10 protein-coding genes are annotated in these 19387 nt (G+C 34.3%); all 10 read left to right on the top strand.

Going from position 1 to position 19387, the window contains the following annotated elements:
* The first annotated feature begins 2 nt into the window (after positions 1 to 2).
* The 10 genes from IPJ91_03220 to IPJ91_03175 all read left to right on the top strand — a co-directional run bounded on the left by IPJ91_03220 (position 3) and on the right by IPJ91_03175 (position 19327).
* Positions 3 to 1781, top strand: a complete 1779-nt coding sequence (locus tag IPJ91_03220; protein QQR93434.1) for a phospholipid carrier-dependent glycosyltransferase — start codon at positions 3 to 5, stop codon at positions 1779 to 1781.
* Between the two features lie 70 nt (positions 1782 to 1851).
* Positions 1852 to 2241: a hypothetical protein gene (locus tag IPJ91_03215; protein ID QQR93433.1), complete on the top strand. Its 390-nt coding sequence runs from the start codon at positions 1852 to 1854 to the stop codon at positions 2239 to 2241.
* Positions 2242 to 2260: 19 nt separating this feature from the next.
* Positions 2261 to 4444 carry a hypothetical protein gene (locus IPJ91_03210; protein QQR93432.1) on the top strand — a complete coding sequence of 728 codons (2184 nt, stop codon included), beginning with the start codon at positions 2261 to 2263 and terminating at the stop codon, positions 4442 to 4444.
* Positions 4445 to 4503: 59 nt separating this feature from the next.
* Positions 4504 to 6834: a hypothetical protein gene (locus IPJ91_03205; protein ID QQR93431.1), complete on the top strand. Its 2331-nt coding sequence runs from the start codon at positions 4504 to 4506 to the stop codon at positions 6832 to 6834.
* A 43-nt stretch (positions 6835 to 6877) separates the two neighbouring features.
* The gene (gene recA, locus IPJ91_03200; GenBank protein QQR93897.1) at positions 6878 to 7864 is read left to right on the top strand and encodes a recombinase RecA; all 987 of its coding nucleotides are present in this window, start codon (positions 6878 to 6880) and stop codon (positions 7862 to 7864) included.
* 37 nt (positions 7865 to 7901) lie between these two features.
* Positions 7902 to 9245, top strand: a complete 1344-nt coding sequence (locus tag IPJ91_03195; GenBank protein ID QQR93430.1) for a lamin tail domain-containing protein — start codon at positions 7902 to 7904, stop codon at positions 9243 to 9245.
* A 12-nt stretch (positions 9246 to 9257) separates the two neighbouring features.
* Positions 9258 to 11693, top strand: a complete 2436-nt coding sequence (locus IPJ91_03190; protein ID QQR93429.1) for a hypothetical protein — start codon at positions 9258 to 9260, stop codon at positions 11691 to 11693.
* A 514-nt stretch (positions 11694 to 12207) separates the two neighbouring features.
* Positions 12208 to 12600 carry a hypothetical protein gene (locus IPJ91_03185; protein ID QQR93428.1) on the top strand — a complete coding sequence of 131 codons (393 nt, stop codon included), beginning with the start codon at positions 12208 to 12210 and terminating at the stop codon, positions 12598 to 12600.
* Between the two features lie 35 nt (positions 12601 to 12635).
* Entirely contained in the window at positions 12636 to 18929 is a 6294-nt protein-coding gene (locus IPJ91_03180) for a hypothetical protein (GenBank protein ID QQR93427.1), read from the top strand.
* A 2-nt stretch (positions 18930 to 18931) separates the two neighbouring features.
* On the top strand, positions 18932 to 19327 hold the full coding sequence (locus IPJ91_03175) for a hypothetical protein (protein QQR93426.1): 396 nt from the start codon (positions 18932 to 18934) through the stop codon (positions 19325 to 19327).
* Positions 19328 to 19387 lie beyond the last annotated feature (60 nt).

Genomic DNA, 19387 nt, shown 5'->3' with positions numbered 1-19387 from the left:
TTATGTCAAAATTCCTTAACCCAACAAAATGGTTGATTTTCTGTTTAATACTTCTGTTATCTTTATGGACGCGATTTCAACCTTATATTGATGACTCTGGAAAGTTTTCTGTAACTGTGAAACCAACTGATTCTACTGTATTTGATGAAGCATACTTCATACCTCAAACTGAGAATTATTACTTCAACCAGTATTACTTTGATATACACCCCCCCTTGGGTAAGTTTCTTTTCTATTTAGGCAGTAAAATATATGATGGTACAGCACCAGGAGGCCTATCAAACAAAGAATCTTTAGATTCTACACAATTAGGCAATAAGCTCGATAATTATAAAAATTTATTGAATACAGAAGGGTTTAGATTATTTCCAAGATTATTTGGGAGTATGATAGGACCAATGCTATTTTTGATTGTGTATGAAATTATCAATTACAAAAGTAGGTCAAAAAGTTACATAGTTCCCTTTATGGCATCACTTCTTGGTATTTTCGAGATTAGCTATATTGTGGAGTCAAGATATGCTCTTTTGTCGCAGATCTTATTATTTTTTATTCTGTTAACTATGTTTTTCAGTTTGAAATATTTCTATACAGCAGACAAGAAAATGCAATTGCTTTGGGCATTTCTTAGTGGTATCACCTTGGGTTTAGCAATATCTACAAAATGGTTTGCAATATCTACAATTGCTTTTCTAGCTATCTTGTTATTTGCAAAGAACTACAGAGTATATACTTTAAGAAGAGACGAATTACTTGATTTGATAAATTCAAAAGCAGACCAGTTCAGTAGCAAGTTAAATATAAATAAAGTGAGATTATCGTTGAAATCATGGACAAATACTATTCTTAGTGTTACTTCGAAAACTATTCTCCAACTTGGTTCTATTTTGGGAATATCTCTCCTAATATACCTCTCAATTTTTGCAATGCATTTTGCAATGATCAAAAATTGGAATGCTTTGCCAGATGTAAACAATGCAGAAGTAAGCGATTTTTGTCCTGAATGGGTCAATGATTTACGAAATAATACGAATACAGCGACATACTGGTGCAAACTGAAAGCCTATACTTCTATTCAACTTAGATACAACAAGAATGTACCTGCTCTAGATTTTACAAAGCCAGATGAAATAGGGTCTAGTTGGATGACTTGGCCTATCATGAGTAGAACGATAAGTTATTTTTGGTCAACAGATGGATCAAATGAATACGCTTTTGTTTACTTGGTAGGAAATCCGGTAATTTGGCTTATATCCCTATTATCAATCATTATTTCTGTCAGCATTTTATTACTGAAGTTGTTGAACCTTAGAAATTTTGAATCTAAAGATGCTGTCTTGGTAGGGCTTATTGTATTATACTTTGGCAACTGGTTACCTTACGCTCTTATAGAGAGAGTTATGTATATGTATCATTATATGCCAGCACTACTTATTGGGATGATCCTCTTTGGGTATATCTTACATTTTTATCTAATGCCAAGGATCAATGTGTTGCAAGATTTCGTCAAAGAACATCTTAATGAAATGGATGATATTAAAAGTAATTTGAAACCAAATCCAGATCCAAGTTCTAAATCTATTTTCAGTAGATCTGGTATATTGAAGCTACTTGAACTTAATGATTTGTTTAATCTAATTTTTATCATACTGACATTATTAGCTATTTTGCTTGGTTACATATTGTATTATCCATTCGCTTACCTGCTTCCAGTAAACAAAACATATTTTGAAAAAGTATCTATTATGAAAGAATGGAATATGAAGTGGCCAGGGAATTGATTTTTATTGACATTTGTAAAATAAAAATATAAACTACAAAAATTACTCGTAAAATTAAACACTGCTCAAGATGTTGCATTTAAACAAACGAAAATTATCTTTGGTTTTACTCATAATCTTTCTGATTCTTCTAGTTGCAAGTTTTCTTGTTATTAGTAATATTTTAAGAAAGCAAAATATTGCTCCCGATCGACCTTCAGCATTTAGTGGGAGGGCAGTAGAGATACCTACACCTGCTAGTAATATTACATGTGGAGTGAAGATAGAATCAGTATCAGATAATTGTAATTCTGGCTGTAGTTTTTACGGAGACCCACAATCTGGAGGGATATATAGTAAAGAAGATGCATATAGATGTGGAACAAGAAACAACAGTAATGATTCCCTAACTCAAACTTTGTCTTTGAGAAATACAACTGGCTATACAATAGATGTTAGATACGGTAAACTGCCACAATGAATCAATGACATACTCTTGTATGTCACAATACGGTAGTCACTGGGATGATCAAGATAATCAATACTTCTCATGCGATCAAAATCCAGGCCAAAACGATAAATCAGTTCAAAAGATCACGCTACAAGCAGGAGAAACAAAAAATATTACAGTCGGGAGAAATTATCCAATGAACTCTACAGCTCCATATGATAGATGTGGATCTGTTCAACTAGACTGGGGAATAATTGATGTTACCGAATATAAACCTAGTGGATACGTTACCAACTCAGGTGTATCTTGTAATCTAGCAAGACCGTCCGATGGAATGACAGTATCTGCTATGTGTACAACAGGCAAATCATGTACACAAGTTGTTACAAAGCCAAACTTGATAATACAAAAGCAAGGTAATGCAAGCTCAGCAAAAGCAGGTGATACAATTGAATACACAGTGAAAATATCAAATATAGGTAATGCTTCTACAAATGGAACAATTACAGTTCTAGAAGCACCCGTCCAAGGAGAATACTATACATACCAATCACTAGTAGCAGGAACTGGATGGACATGTACAAAGTACGATCCAAATCCACCCAACAATCCAAATCATAGAGTAGTATGTACAACGACAAAACAATATGTACCTTCAATAAATGTATGGGATACAGTTGTAAAGGTATATGTGAAGATCAATGATAATGCACCAGTAAACCATACTATTGTTGACCATGCAAGAATTATAGATTCAACCGATACAACAGATGGTGATACTACTGACTGGGCATGCGATGCAGACCTAGAAGGTGATAATGACAGTAATAATGATAATAATCAAGATAATTGTGACGGTTGGACGCTGACAATTACGCAAACTCCAATAAATGCAGTATGTGGAAGTGCAAATGGAGGAACAGGGACATGTGGCACTAGTATACCTACAGGAGATCTATGTAACCCAGGTAATGCTGGTAGTGAAACAATTTCATACCCACAAAATGGAGGAACTGTTTCATGGACATGCAGTGGAACAAATGGTGGAACAAGTGCAAATTGTTCTGCTAGTTGTTTGAAACCACCAACTCCAGTCAATGGAGTATGTGGAAGTGCAAATGGAACTAGTGGATCATGTAGCAGAACTCTCACACCACTATGTGCACAGGGGACAGCAAATCCTGCAAATCCTACGTTCTCCAATGGAACTGTTTCATGGACATGCAGTGGAACAAATGGTGGAACAAGTGCAAATTGTTCTGCTAGTTGCAGTAACCCAGTCTCAAGCTCAACACCAACAAGTACACCAGCAACTAGCTCAACTACTAGTACTCCAGTTGCTCAGTACCCAAATTTGATAATACAAAAGACTTCAGATACAAATGTCACCACAGGCGGACAAGTAAGTTACCAACTTAAGGTTCTGAATGTAGGTCAGGTTGCAACAAATAGTCCAATAGTAGTTACAGAAAATCTTCCTTCTACACTGACTTTCGTTAGTGCTAGTGGAACTAACTGGAATTGTAGTAATGTAGGTAATGATATTACATGTACAAGAAGTCAAGCATTAGGAGTGAATCAAAATTCCATAATTACAGTTGTTGCAAACATAAACACAGGATTTATTGGTAATATTTCAAACGTAGCTAGTGTCTCAGGAGGTGGAGAAATTGATACTACAGACATTAATTGTGATGTAGTTTCCAACCCTATCAATACAGTCAATAACTATGATAACTACGATAATTGTGACGGGTGGAATATCGATGTAGTTAGTACTCCGGTCGATGGTCTTTGCGGAGGAGCAAATGGTTCAGTTGGTTCTTGTTCAAGAGCTTTATATGATTTATGTCAAAAGGGGGTATCAAGTAATATTTCAACATTTAATAATGGAACAGCGAATTGGTCATGCAATGGAGTCAATGGTGGTTTGAGTGTAAATTGTTCTGCTAGTTGTACCGATATCACTTCAATGTCTAGTTCAGTTTCAAGTGAGGTTAGTACATCATCCATGAGTGATACAAGAAGTTCATTACTGACAAGTTTGGCTAGTTCAGTGAATATAACTTCGAGTAGTACATTACCAAACTCAGCAATTACTGATAGTTCGAAAAAGGGTTTTGTATTTTTTGTCGTAGGATTGATCTTTGTATTATCAATAGTTACAAAAATGAATTTACATACATTAAAAAAGGATATTCAATTTATAGAAAAAGTTGAAAGATCAAATTAACAATTTATTTATTAGCTGCCGAACAAGTTCCCCAAGTTTGTTAGGTAGAAAACTTTATTATGTTCAAAAAAACTGTCCAAACAATATCGTATACATTTTTGCTTTTTTCTGCATTCACGATTTTGTTTCCGTCTCAATCTCAAGCTGCAGTAACATCCTATATATCCAATGAAGTTGGTAATGGTTCAAATACACAGTCAATACGCAGTGCTGTTGATGATTTAGACAATGAGTGGTATTCAGATGTAACTGAATTGTATCAATGCAACGGAGAGAATTCAACACTGATCACTCGTAAACTGCTAAATGACTCTTTTGATGGTACAAATTTAGTAGTTGCAAACGGAGTTTCTGTTCATGTTCAGGTTGTTGAAATAGATTCGACGCAGAATATGATAAATCGAACCAGTGACTGGAATAGCAAAGTTTCAGGATGTGGAAATTCTAGTATACTTCAAGATAGTTCTCCAAGACCACAATCCCTTGTGGATAATAGTTGTTATGTAAATGAATTGCTAAATGCAGAAGATGGAAATAGAATTGGATTTTTGTTTAGTTTTTCTAGTCCAGTAAGTGCATTTGGTACATGGTTCGGAGATCTTGAAACGCGAAATCCAGATGTATTTGGTGGAGCATTGGCATTTGTTAAATATTATAATGAAGACAATGATGAGATTGGAAATGCCAACATAGCGACAAGTACTTCAAATCAATCTCTGTGTGGTTCGACTAGTTCAGAAAACTATTATGTAGGTTGTGGAAATAAAACAACAAGGTGGATTGGATTTCTAGCCGATGATTCAACGAAAGTATCAAAAATGCTTGTAATTGTTGGGGACGATGATACGGTCAATAGTACAAATGTAGAAGGTGAACTACCGTTCGAAGTAGCAGGTATATCTTCAACACAAGGTACTGATGAAAATATATCATTTATAGGCCCTACACTAGTCACTGCAAATGTTTGTACAGCAAGTACTTCATCTGACTCAGCATCAAGTGCAGTTACTGTGACTTCGACTCTAAGTAGTATGAATAGTTCAGGATCTTCTACTAGTTCGGTTTCTACCGTTTCTACAATGACCTCCTCAACATCGCAATTCGCTTCAACATCTATAAATTCGATTTACCCAATAAATATCAACTTCGGCGGTAATTTTCAAGGTGCAGTTGTTATTGGTGATGATAATGAAGTAAATCAACACTTTGAGAATAACTATTGTGGAAATTCTTGTTGTAATAATTGTGAGAATGAAGCTCAATGTTCAACAATTAGTAATTGCTCTTGCTCTACAACATCTAGTAATACATCAACTCAAATCAACAGTACAAGTGTAAGTAGTTTAGATTCTTCTGCAACAAGTAATTCTACACTTAGTTCAGTAGGGACAGCTACAAGTACATCAATATCTGCAAATTCTACTAGTACAATTTCATCAGAAATAGCTGGCTCGCAAAATACTTGTAATCAAATGACTTGTCAGAATTCTTGTTCAAACATGGCGACTACTACTGTTTTTTACATAAATATAATAGGCAATAATAACAATCTAAATATTGAGAATATTAATAATATTGTTAATAATTGCGTGAGGTGTCAAAGCAGCTGTTCTTCAGCAACCAACTCGTTATCAAGTGTAGCAAGTCAAAATACCTCCGACTTAACTAATACTAGTGAATCAGGATCAATGTCATCCTCAGTTTCGAATGCTTCTACTAATACTGTAAATAGTACAAATACTACTCAAGTTGCAAATACTTCTTCACTAACAGTCACTACTACCAGTAGTGGGGACGTAGCAGGTACACAAACTGCAAACACAAATTCAACATCTAGCGCTGGAAATGTTTGTCTGAATACTAACTTGAACTTAATCAAATCTCATATAGGTAATTTCGTGAAAGGCCAATCAGGAACATTTACACTCTCAGTGAGTAACTATGGTCCCAATGTAGCAAATGGACCGATTATTGTGAATGATACATTGCCTTTAGGTATGCAATTTTTATCATATGCTGGTAACGGTTGGGTTTGTGGAGCAGTTGGTCAAAATGTTACTTGCACAAGAAATTCGTCGATGCAGTTGAATGAAGTATCTCAAATAAATATAAATGTAAGTATAACAAATCAAACTCAAACAACATCAACGAATGTAGCATCTGTTTACTTTGCTTGTGGCGATCTAGATCCTGCTAATAATACAAGTTCAGATACAGTTACTGTAACAAATCCTGCGGTGTTGGGAGTGACAGATACAGGAAATGGTGATGGAGGTGCTATACTAGGAGAAACTGGTGCAAGTAGTTTGCCAAATCTGATATTATCTTCAATAATATTTAGTTTTGGAATTTCCTTGTATAAGAGGCAAGCAAATATTAATCATTCTTAAAACAAACTTAATAAACAAAAAGTATATGTCAGATAAAGTAAAAATTGACTCAAATAAACTTAAAGCTATTGAAGCTACATTGAGTGTAGTGGAAAAATCATATGGCAAAGGAGCGGTTATGAAACTAGGTGATAAACCTATTGAGCATATTGAAGCGATATCTACTGGCGCTTTATCACTTGACATTGCTCTGGGTATTGGAGGAATTCCGCGAGGTAGGATTGTTGAAATATATGGTCCAGAGAGTTCTGGCAAAACTACACTAGCACTGCATATAATTGCAGAGGCACAAAAGAAAGGTGGAGTTGCAGCATTCATTGATGCAGAGCATGCACTTGATGTAAATTATGCAAAAAATATAGGAGTTGATGTAGATAATATGTACCTGTCGCAACCAGATTATGGAGAACAAGGTCTTGACATATTGGAAAAGTTCGTTCAATCTGGTGCATTTGATATTATAGTCGTTGATTCGGTGGCCGCGCTAACACCAAAGGCAGAAATCGAAGGTGATATGGGAGATAGTCACATGGGTTTACAAGCGAGAATGATGTCACAAGCATTGCGAAAGGTAACTTCTATATCAAGTAAGGCCGGAACTACAATTGTTTTTCTAAATCAGCTCAGGATGAAAATTGGAATAATGTTCGGCAATCCAGAAACCACTACTGGAGGTAATGCTTTGAAGTTTTACGCTTCTGTAAGGTTGGACATAAGAAAGATAGAGAAAATTTCAAAAGGTGATCAAGTCATAGGTCATGTTTGCAGAGTCAAGGTCATTAAAAATAAAATGGCCCCACCATTCAAAGAAGCAGAATTTGATATGATATATCCAAATGGAATTGACAAAATCTCTTCTCTTATAGATGCAGCTGTATCTCAAAGTATTTTGACAAAGTCTGGATCTTGGTTTAGCTTCAAAGATGAAAAACTCGCGAATGGGAAAGAAGCAATGAAAGATAAGTTCTCATCTGATGAAAAACTTATATCAGAAGTTATTAAGGAAACAAGAAAGGCTGCAGGTTTTTGACATTGTTTGATCAGCAAAAATTAATCAAAATTTAGGAATGAACAAAAAATTCCAAAAATTTTCAACTATACAATTTTGTATTCTGTTTTTGCTACTAATTTTATTGTTTCGAACTAATTATTTTGCTACTGAGGCAGAAAATATATTCAAGCTAATCGAGATATCTCCTAACCCCGTAAATCAAGATTGTGAATATGTAATTATCCAAAATATTTCAAATCAAACTATAGACATAGTCAATAATGATCTTACACTTACTGATAACAAGTCTACGGATTTGATAAAGGACTCTACTCCGAATATTCCTGACTTTATTGAAGTAACTGGAAGTATCATAAATCCCAATGAAAAAGCAGTGATTCTTGATTCGAACTGCAACACTATAGATATTCCAAACTCAAGTACTTATCTTTTTTGGACAGCTGGTCCTACCCTCGGAAACGGACTGGCAAATTCTTCAGATGAAGTGGTAATTAAACTAAAAATGAACAATGTAGAGATTCTTCAGTCTAGGTTTGTATGGACAAATAATTATGGACAAGGAAAGATTTTCAAAAAGATTGATGTTTTGGGCAATGATGAATTAGCAAATTGGTCTATAGATGGTATTCCTATGGACAAGTACAGTATGTCGAGTACATCTACCCAGTCTGTTAATAGTTTGAGCTCAATGGACCAAGGTGTAAGGACAGGAGAGGTAAACATTACAGAGGTGTATCCGTCACCAGACACTAAGCTAGGAGAAAAAGAATGGTTTGAAATCAAAAATAATACAGCTCGAGATATAGATATCTCAAGTTTAGCATTTAAAGACGAATCAGGAGGTAACTTTGTTCCTGAAAAGGTTTTACTTAAACCTGGCTTGTATTTACAACTTTTTCCAAAATTTTCGCTCAATAATGCTGGAGACACTATTTACATTTACTATGACAACAGTTTGATAGATAGTCTTAATTACGGAGAAATAGATTCTGGTGCATCCTGGATAAGAATTGATGGAACTTTGAAAATGACTTGCAAGCCAACTGCATTCTCTGCGAATACCTTACAACCTTGTAATCTTGATAACGCAAAGGTAGCAAAAACTACAAGTAATAATTCGTCCTCTACAAGCATTAAGAATATACTAAATTCACATATAAGTCAAAACAACAGCCAAATTTCTTTGGACCCAAATAGTTTGGATAAACGAGGATTGGATTTGTCTGATGAATCGTATGTGAAAACTTTGACAGAGAACGACGAGGTAGATGATGTATTAGGTCAATTTGATGCAACTCATGTCAAGAGTAAATCTATCAATAACTCACCTTTGATTATACTTGCAGTTTTAGTTGCTACTTCATTTGCTGCAATCTTTCTTTATACTAAGCAAAAGTGATAAAATCAAATTATGATATTACTCGTTGATTCGCACGCCCTTATTCACAGAGCTTTTCATGCCTACCCTGATACTCTAACCATAGAAGATGGTACAGTTATAAACGCAGTATATGGCTTTACATCAATGTTACTTGGAGCGATAGAAAAACTGAAACCAGATAGAGTTATCTGTGCATTTGATACAAAAGCTCCAACATTTCGAGCACAAGAATACTCTGGATACAAGGCAAATAGATCAAAGACGGATGATATTTTATCAGCTCAATTTTCTCTAGTTGAAGAAATAGTAGCTGCATTTGATGTAAAAATAGTCAAACTTGATGGGTTTGAAGCAGATGACATTATTGGGACTTTGTCTCAAAAGTTATCCAACAATGAACAGGTCATAATTCTGACAGGGGATAATGATGAATATCAATTGGTCAATGAGAATGTTTCAATCTTCATGATTGGCAGATCTTTTAGTCAATCAAGATTACTAAACCTTTCCTTAGTCAAGCAAAAACTAGGTTTTGATCCACTTTTACTACCTGATTTCAAGGCATTGAAAGGTGACAGTTCAGATAATATCCCAGGTATTGCAGGTATAGGCGAGAAGACTGCGCTTGAGCTAATCAAACAATTTCAAACTATTGAAAATATCTATATAAATATAGATCAAGTAGAGTCGAAAGTCTCAAATAAGTTAATTGATCAATATGAATTGGCAATGAAATTCAAACAAATTACAACTATACAAAGAGATGTGCCTACGAATATTGATATTGAGGATATAATTAGTCATAATTTTTATGAATTTGATTTGGCAAAAGTTGAAAATACTTTTAGAAAGTTTGAGTTTAGAAGTTTGCTAGATAAAGCTAGAAAAATGAAGAATCTGCCTATGAATCAAAACAATAAAAATCAAAAGGAAGATCTCAAGGTACTTTTATCTGTTAATGTTGAAAAGCCAATTCTAATTGGAGATGTCTTGGTAGGTTGGGATCTGAAAAAATACTTTAAGGAGCATTTAGATGAGTATCAACAGTTTAAGATCTCTAACAAAAAATCTTTTGATCTAATGCTTGCAACTTTTTTGATCAACTTCTCAACTCCATTGAGTTATACTGAAGCTGCGGAAATCTTCATCGATGGTCATGACGACTTGGAGCATTTATTTCACACTATTGAGGAAGAATTAAACAAAAGTTCAAATGCCAAACTGAAGAAGTTGTTTTATGACCTTGAAATGCCATTAGTTTACATCCTTTTGGAGATGGAATTAAATGGTATTTGCATTGATATAGCAAACCTAAGTATAGTAGAAGATGAAATAGTTCAAAAAGTATCTGAACTCAAGAAGGATATATTTGCTTTGATTGGTCATGAAGTAAACTTGGATTCACCAAAACAAATAGGTGATACTTTGGCTTTGGAACAAGGGATTCCACTAAAGAGAAAAGGTAAATCGAAGCAATTTGCAACATCAGCAGAAGATTTAGAAAAGTATTTAGGAGTCAATCCGATTATAGAAAAACTTTTAGAGTACAGGACACTGAGTAAGTTACATTCTACATACATTATAGGGTTAAAAAACTCAATGCAGATTGATAAGAAAATACATACAACCTACAACCAAGCGCAAGTAGTAACTGGACGACTTTCTTCAAATAATCCGAATATGCAAAATATACCAAAAGGCAATGAATTGGCTGACCAAATCAAAGCGAGTTTTGTAGCTGATATGTCGAACCCAGAATCATACTTAGTGAGTTTTGATTATTCACAGCAGGAGATAAGGTTACTAGCTTACTTAGCCAACGAAGAATCCTTGATTAAAGCATTTCAACAAGGTTTAGATATCCACAAAGTTACTGCTTCAAAACTATTTCATGTTGAGTATGAAAGCGTTTCAAAAGAGCAAAGAAATACAGCCAAAACTATAAACTTTGGAATTATTTACGGGATAGGGTCAAGAGCATTAGGTATTTCTCTTAATTTAAACCAAGTAGAAGCAAAAGGGATAATAGATGACTTTTTTGATAATTATGATTCAATCAAGAATTATTATAAGAATCTGTTTGAAATTGCAAAGGCTCAAGGATATATCGAGACGATACTAGGAAGGAGAAAAAAAACAACAATGCTAAACTCTAACAACAAAGGTATAGTTTCTCAAGTGCAAAGAGAGGTGATGAATTTTCCAATTCAAGGTAGTGGTGCAGATTTGACAAAACTTGCTATGAGGGATGTTTATGCATATATAACAGCAAATAAATTGGAAGACAAGGTCAAGATGCTCTTGCAGATTCATGATGAGTTAGTTTTTGAAGTAACTTTAAGTGAGAAAGATCGTCAAATACATATAGAAAAAATGCAAAAAATAATGGAAAATGTCGTGCCAGAGATATCATCTATTGTACCATTAGAGGTAGATTTTCATGTATCAAAAAGTTGGGGAAAATGACGAAAGTTTGATAAAAACTTCTTGCAAAGTTACAGATAATTTTATATAACTAGAGTGGTTAGTTTCTTTTTATTTAACTAACGATAACACTGCTCATATGGCAACTGCAAAAAAGGCTGTCAAGAAAGCTCCAGCAAAAAAAGTGGTAAAAAAACCAGTTAAAAAAGCTGTAGCAAAAAAAGCTCCAGCAAAAAAAGTAGCAAAACGAAAATAATTTGATTCGATTTTGCAAAATCAACCCCGCTTATGCGGGGTTTTTTGTTATTATTCAACTATGAACCATTTTTCTTCACTCAAAAAACTAGCTGACAAGTTATTAAAATATTAATTTTTCCAAGATCATGTTATTATTCTTCATTTAAAAATACTAAAGATAGTGTTTAATTAATTTAATTAAAAAACATTTTCTTCATCTAAAATTTATGTTAGTATTGATTTATGTTAAAGTTTAATACTTAATGTATTAAAATATTAATTTTTTATGAGAGCCGCTAGGCTCTTTTTTATTTTTATTATGAAAAAATTCATACAAAAAGTAGAAGTTTTAAAATTATTTGTTTTTATAATTATCATTTTACAGTTTCTACAGCCAGTGATAGTAATTGCTGAAAGTTTACCTCAAAATAGAGAGAATAATATCGACGGACTTGAAGTAATAAAAGTTAATGGTCAAGATTTACTGAAATTAAATCAAGATTACAAAGACAATAAAGTTCACGAGAAAATCATAAATCCATCAAAAACTGAGATTTCCAAATTCAAAAATAGTAATGTAAATGAGGTAGATCTAAGTCAAACGAGTGTTGATGAAAACATTAGAAATTTAGATAATACAAAATTTAAAACTAAAACAATTAATATAGAGGATATTGACAATGAGATAAAAAAGATAAATCAAAACAAATAAGTTCTGAGAACTCTTTTAAAATTCAAAAAGATGGTATGAGTATTGTTTCAAAATCACTATTGAATAACTTTGAGAAAATTAATAATAATTGGCAAGAGGTTTCAAAAGAAGTTATCACAAAAGAAGATGGAAAATTAGTTATTGGAAATAAAGGATCAAATCTTTATGTTGAATTTGGTGAAATTTCTCATGTTGGAGTAACTATTTATGTAAAAGGAAAACCTTTAAATTTTATCGCATTAAATTCAAATAATAGTAAACCTCAAAAAGATAATAATTGTGTGATCTATAAAAATGCTTGGACTGGTATAGATATACAATATATTTATGATGGATATTCTATAAAAGAAAATATTATAGTAAATAAAGAATATAAACAAACTAAATTTGAATTCGCTATTTCTGGCGGAATGCTTTCAAATTCAAAAGAAGTAAAAGAAGGTATAGATATTCGTATTGGAGATCAAGATATGCATATAGATCCACCTTTTACTCTAGCAGAAAACCTAGGACCAATAGTAGATAAAGAAGTCGCGACGCAAAAGTTAACAAATGAAAATACTATAGCTATTCAACTCGATTCTGAATGGATGAAATTACTGGCAGGAGAGAACTTTCCAATAGTTATAGATCCTGGTGTTATTTGGGGCTCCAGAGGTGCAGGTTCAAACTATACTGCTTATGTAAGAAACGGCGGCTGGACGGGTCAATATTCGCAATTTTCCATTGGTTCAACTAAGTTATCAAATGGGACTTATAATAATTGGAGGGCAATGGCATATTTGGATTATAATGAAATTCAAGGTAAAAACTTGCTAGGAGGTTATTTGTCATTTCCTGCACCAAGCTACTCCCTTTCACCATACAGCAATGTAACGATAAATGTCAAGTGGGCAAATTGTTTTGGATTTGATTGTTTGAATAACAGTTCACCAACTGTATCAGGCACTATAACACAAAGCGGAGGAACGATTGATATTTATACACTTTTGAAGTGGCTGCAAGATAATAATGTCTGGGGAGGTTGGCTTATTTTTTGGGGAACTGAGAATAGTAGCTCAAGTTATAGACAATATAATCCAGCTGGGTTAAGTATAAATTATGCATATAATTATTTCCCAAACAACAATGCTTCAGTCAATTTTCCTTCCAATAATTCAGTTATAACCAATCCGTATGAAGTTTTGAAAATAAATCCTGCGACTGATCCTGATTCGGATCCAATAGAATACAATTTCCAACTTTTTGATCAAGCTGGGATTTTATTACAGGGCAATTACTGGAGTTCATCCACATCGTTTCCTATTATGGATGGTATTTTACAAGATGGGCAAAGTTATAGCTGGAAAGTTTATGTCAAAGATACATATTATGGTTATAGTTCACCTGCATTTACTTCAAATTTCAAAGTAGATTTCCGAACTGGAAAAGATAAAGCCTCGGCTTATGATGATACTGGTCCATTCTCGACTAATTTAGTCAATGGAAATATGTATACATCAGTTAACTCACACAGTATGAGCGCACTTGGTGGAAATATCGGAGTTTCTCTTGATTACAATTCTCCATACATTTCAAAACAAGGTTTAGTTGCTAAATATTGGAATAACAATAACTTTTCCGGAAATCCAGTTTATCAAAGAATAGAATCAAAAATAGATAATAACTGGAGTAATGCTTCACCAATTCCAGGTGTCGTTTCAGCTGATAATTTTGCTGTACAGTATCAGGGTTACTTTGTGGCACCGCAGACTGGAAATTATTACTTTGGAGCAAGTAGAGATGATAATTCAACTATATTGGTGAATGGAATAAATGTTTTTAGTGCTGGTTGTTGTGGTACAAATTGGGGAAATCTAGCAATTTATTTAACTGAAGGTCAAGTAGTTAGTTTTCAAGAAAATTATGTAGAATTTAGTGGTGGAGCATCTGTAAATGCTATGATCAGGTTGCCAAGTGGTCAAGAAACTGTTATTCCATCAGAATACTTTAGAACTGAGCCAGTTGCGAATGGGTTAAATAGGGGACTTACGGGAAATTATTATTTTGATAATGGGAATCATGACTTCGCTCAAAATAAGCAAAAGTTTATGACGAGAAATGATTCAATTATAAATTTTGATTTTGGTTCAAACTCTCCTATGGTCGCTGGACCAACTGATAATTTTTTGATTCGATTTGAAGGATACCTTACTCCACCTATATCCGGAGGGTATCAGTTCATTGTTGGATCTGATGATGGGACAAGATTATACATGAATGATCAGTTGATAATAGATCAATGGATCGATCAAGGATATACAGAAATTGGTTCTGTTTGGCAAAATTTGACTGCAGGACAAAGTTATAAAATTAGACTTGAATATTATGAAAAAACAGGAGGAGCTGCAGTTTCTCTTAAATGGAATGGACCTGCTGGAAATCAAGTGATTGAGAATAAATATTTATCTCCTGAACCTAGTATTTTACCTCAAGGGTGGAAACTATCAGTTGATACAAATGGCAATGTACCGTTTGACTCACTAAAAGTTCGCTCAACTGGGGATGTAACTTTACAAAATTCAGATGGTACTAGTTCTGATTATACATATACGAATGGTGGCTACAAACCTCCAGTGAATGAAGATGGATGGTTAGTCAAAAACAGTGATAATACTTATACATTTACTGTTCCATCAGGTGCAGTATTTATCTATGCAGTGCTAGATTCTTCTGGCTTATATAAACTCAAAGAATCAAGCACACCTTATGATGATAAGAATCCAGCTGCTTTGAAGTATGAATATTCAACAGTAGGTGGAATAGTGAAACTCAGAAAAATAATTGACGGTGTAGATATTTCAAGATATGGAACACTGTATTATCAGGGTGATTCTCAGTGTGAGCAATTCACAGGTTATGAACCAATACCAGCTGGATATCTATGTGCATTCGTGACAACTGATGGAAGAAAAACAAATTTTCAATATGCTGGAGGAGGACTTCTTCATACAATTCAACTTCCTGGGGATGAGCAAACACAAATTGGTTCATTAGCTGATGGAAGAATAAATAGTGTTAGAGATACTTCAACTATGGATGCCTTGAAAGCTTCTGTAAGAACAAATGATGCAGGCTCAAGTTTTGAACTTAGTTATGATCAACTTGGGCGAGTAACGGACCTAAACCTAGAAACTCTTACAAATGATATTTCAAATAGACTCCGTCACAATATAGAGTATTTTCCAAGCAAATCTAAACAACATCTTTATGGAGGAGGAAATGTGGAACCTATCGGATATAGCAAGTATGTCGAGTTCGACTCACTTCAAAGAGTTACAAAGCTTTGTGATAAACTTGGACTTTGCTCAGTAACTGAGTGGGATCCAAACAAGGATTTAATGCTCTCAACTACAGGTCCAACTGGTCAAAAAGCTACTACAATATATGATGCTGATGATAGACCTATAGAATCCTATGGACCAGCACCTAGTACTTGGTTTGGAGCCGATAGAAAACCCTTAGCAAATTATACTTCTCAAGTTCCTCATTCAACTACGACTTATGATGAAGGGATTTTAGGGTGGAATGTTGCTTATTATAATCTCAAAAATAATACATTATTTGGATCTCCAGTACTACATAAAATAGGCATATTAAATTCTGATAAAACTGTACTTTGGACTCACAAAAGTTTAGAACCATTCCCGATTCCTTATACTTCAGGAAATGATGGAGTGGGTTTATCTGCAACTGCAAAAATAAGATTTCCAGCTAATGCAGTATACTCATTTACTTTAATGCATAACGACTCGGCAAGGTTATATATAGACGATCAATTACTGATAGATAAATGGTCAAATACTGGAACAACTTGGATAAATACAATAGCTAATTTCACTGCAGAAGCAGGAAAAGTATATAGACTACGGGTTGATTATGCTTCAAGAACCTCAAACGAATATTACTTAGACCTTTTTGTTCAAGGTAATGGGCTTCCTTCCAATAATAGAAACGGAGGAATAATTACACCTGGTTTAAATTTGCCGACATCGTCGATTACTTATGATGCCGAGCTTGGAAATCTAAAAACCCAAACTACATATAGTGATCCAGCCTATGGTTTAGCAGATAAAACTATACTAGATCCAGATGGTATAAATTATCAATCAAGTGCAACTTATGAAACTCCGGGAACTGGATATTTCCGCAAACTGAGTTCAACTACAGCAGGAGGCTCAGTCACAACATACCAACACTATGGAGCTACGGAAACTAGAGCCAATCCTTGTGTTGCAGGTTCTATCGCTGTTTCTCAGGCAGGATTTCTCAAAGGGAAAACTGAGCCATCAGGAATTGTCACAGAAGTAGTATATGATAATACTGGAAGAATTGTAGCAAGCAGAATTGGATCCGAGAACTGGAACTGCACAACTTATGACTCAAGGGGAAGAGTGAGCGAGCAAAATATTGCTGCAAACAATGGAAAAACTGGACGGATAATTCAATACAACTATGCATATGGAGGAAATCCCTTGAAACAAATGACCGTGGAAGTTGGTGGAACTAGTATATATACTGAGTCAAATTTCCTTGGTCAACTTGTCAAGTATATAGACGCGTCTGGTAGCGCAACTACCTATAGCTATGATAATTTGGGTCGACAATATGCAAAATCATCTGATATTGGCCAAGAGGAAGTTACTTACGATAGCTATGACCGAGTGACTTCGAAAAAAGTAAATGGTACAATTTATGCGCAAGTTTCCTATGACCAGTATGGAAGAGTTGCAAGTATTACCTACCCTCAAGCTGGACAGCTAAGCTATACCGGAACGACTCGAGATTCGCTTGACAGGCCAATTGCATATAACTGGAAACAAAGTGATGGGACGATATTGAGTGAAGAAGTGACAAGGTCCCAAAGTGGAGTCATACGATCTCAAAAGTTTACACAAGGCACTACAGTATATAATCAAGTATATACTTATGATAAGGCTGGAAGACTAACTGTTGCTGACTACCAAGATAGACAGTACTATTATGATTACAATACTCCAACTTGTGGATATACAGGAGCCTCAAAAAATTACAATAGATCAGGAACGAGGATTGTAACCGGTGGAGTGCAGAGCTATGCTGCAACATACTGCTATGACTCGGCAGATAGACTGATCAGCTCAACAGATGCGACAATTGGGAGTCCAACATATGATTCTCATGGGAATACAATTACTATTGGGGGTATGACATTTACTTATGATGTATCGGATAGATATATGAGTGTCACTGAAGCTGGTAAGACTTTGACCTTTACAAAAGATCTAGGAGATAGGATAATACAACGTAACTACAATGGTACAATAGAGAAGTATATATACTCAGGATCAGGGATGCTGGCTTTGAAGGATAGTAATAATAATATAGTCGAGAAATACATCTCACTCCCAGGCTTGAGACTGATAGTAAAAAGTACAGGAAGTGAATATACAATCAATTCAAGTACAGGGCATGTACTTGCAACAAATACAGGAAACATACATAGAGTAGGACCATTTGGAGAAACGATAACAACAAGTACAGACAAGTATGAGTATGGTGGATCAGCACTAAGACGAACTGAGAGAGACTTCAGTGTACAGTTCATCACAATGGGAGCGAGAGTATATGTACCAAACTTAGGAAGATTTCTAAGTATAGATCCAGTTGAAGGAGGAACACAGAATGACTATGTGTACCCAGTTGATCCTGTGAATGGGAATGACTTTAGTGGACAAGCTGCAATAGTCATTTTTGGCATAGCTATTGCTCCAGTTGTAATAGTAGCAGCTGTCGTTATTGGCGGAGTATACCTGACACAAACTACACACGGAAAACAAATGGTGCGTACAACTGGTCAGTTAATAGATTCTAGTGTTAGGTCAATATCAAACGCAATATCTAACACAAATGCAGCAGCAACAACAGCGACAGGAACAGCAGCGGTAGCAAAGAGTATAGGTGATGGATGCAATATTCTGAAAAGCTGCAATACGAAAAAAAGTAAAATACAGGCAAACAGTAAGAATACAAGCGCTAATACACCAGTTGGTAGTTCCCGCTCACCAATGGATGTAACTGGATTTAATCAAGCTAAAGTAATAAATGGATATAAATTTACTGGGCATGCACTTGATCGAATGATGGGAAGGGGAGTGCTATCTCCATCTGCAGTTATAGATGCAATCGAAAATCCAGTAAGAATATTACCTGGGAATACACCTGATACAATGAGATTTATAAAAAATAATCTTGAAGTGGTAACAAATCAAGACTATGATATTATTACTGTAATTTTTAACCCCAAATAATTATGACATATTCATTATACGCTGATAGTGTAAATTTTAATATAAATTTGGGAAGTCGAATGTACCCGAACTCTGAAAATAATTATGATAAAAGTTGGATTTATGCAGAATGCACATTAACTGCTCCGAATTTAAAAATTATTCAAGCTTTTAATATGCAAACTTTTGATTTATTAAATTCAGTTGACATAGATAATCAAAATAATTTTTTTCTTGATACACTGGAAAAACAATTTTCTTTGGAAGGAATTAGTTTATCTTCTGGTGTAGAGTGGCACCTTATGCTTATGAATGATGTCCAGCATAAATATAAGTTTGAAATAGAATTTGTTACAGATTCAATGCAATTAGAAAAATTTAAAAAATGTATAAAATCTTTTCTGCATGAAATTTGCTAATATTTATTTTGCAACATATAATAGTAGGTGAAAATGATTTGCAAATAGATTATATTAAAT

This window comes from bacterium (assembly GCA_016699595.1).
Classification (GTDB): domain Bacteria; phylum Patescibacteriota; class Dojkabacteria.
This window is presented reverse-complemented; position numbering and strand designations above follow the sequence as displayed.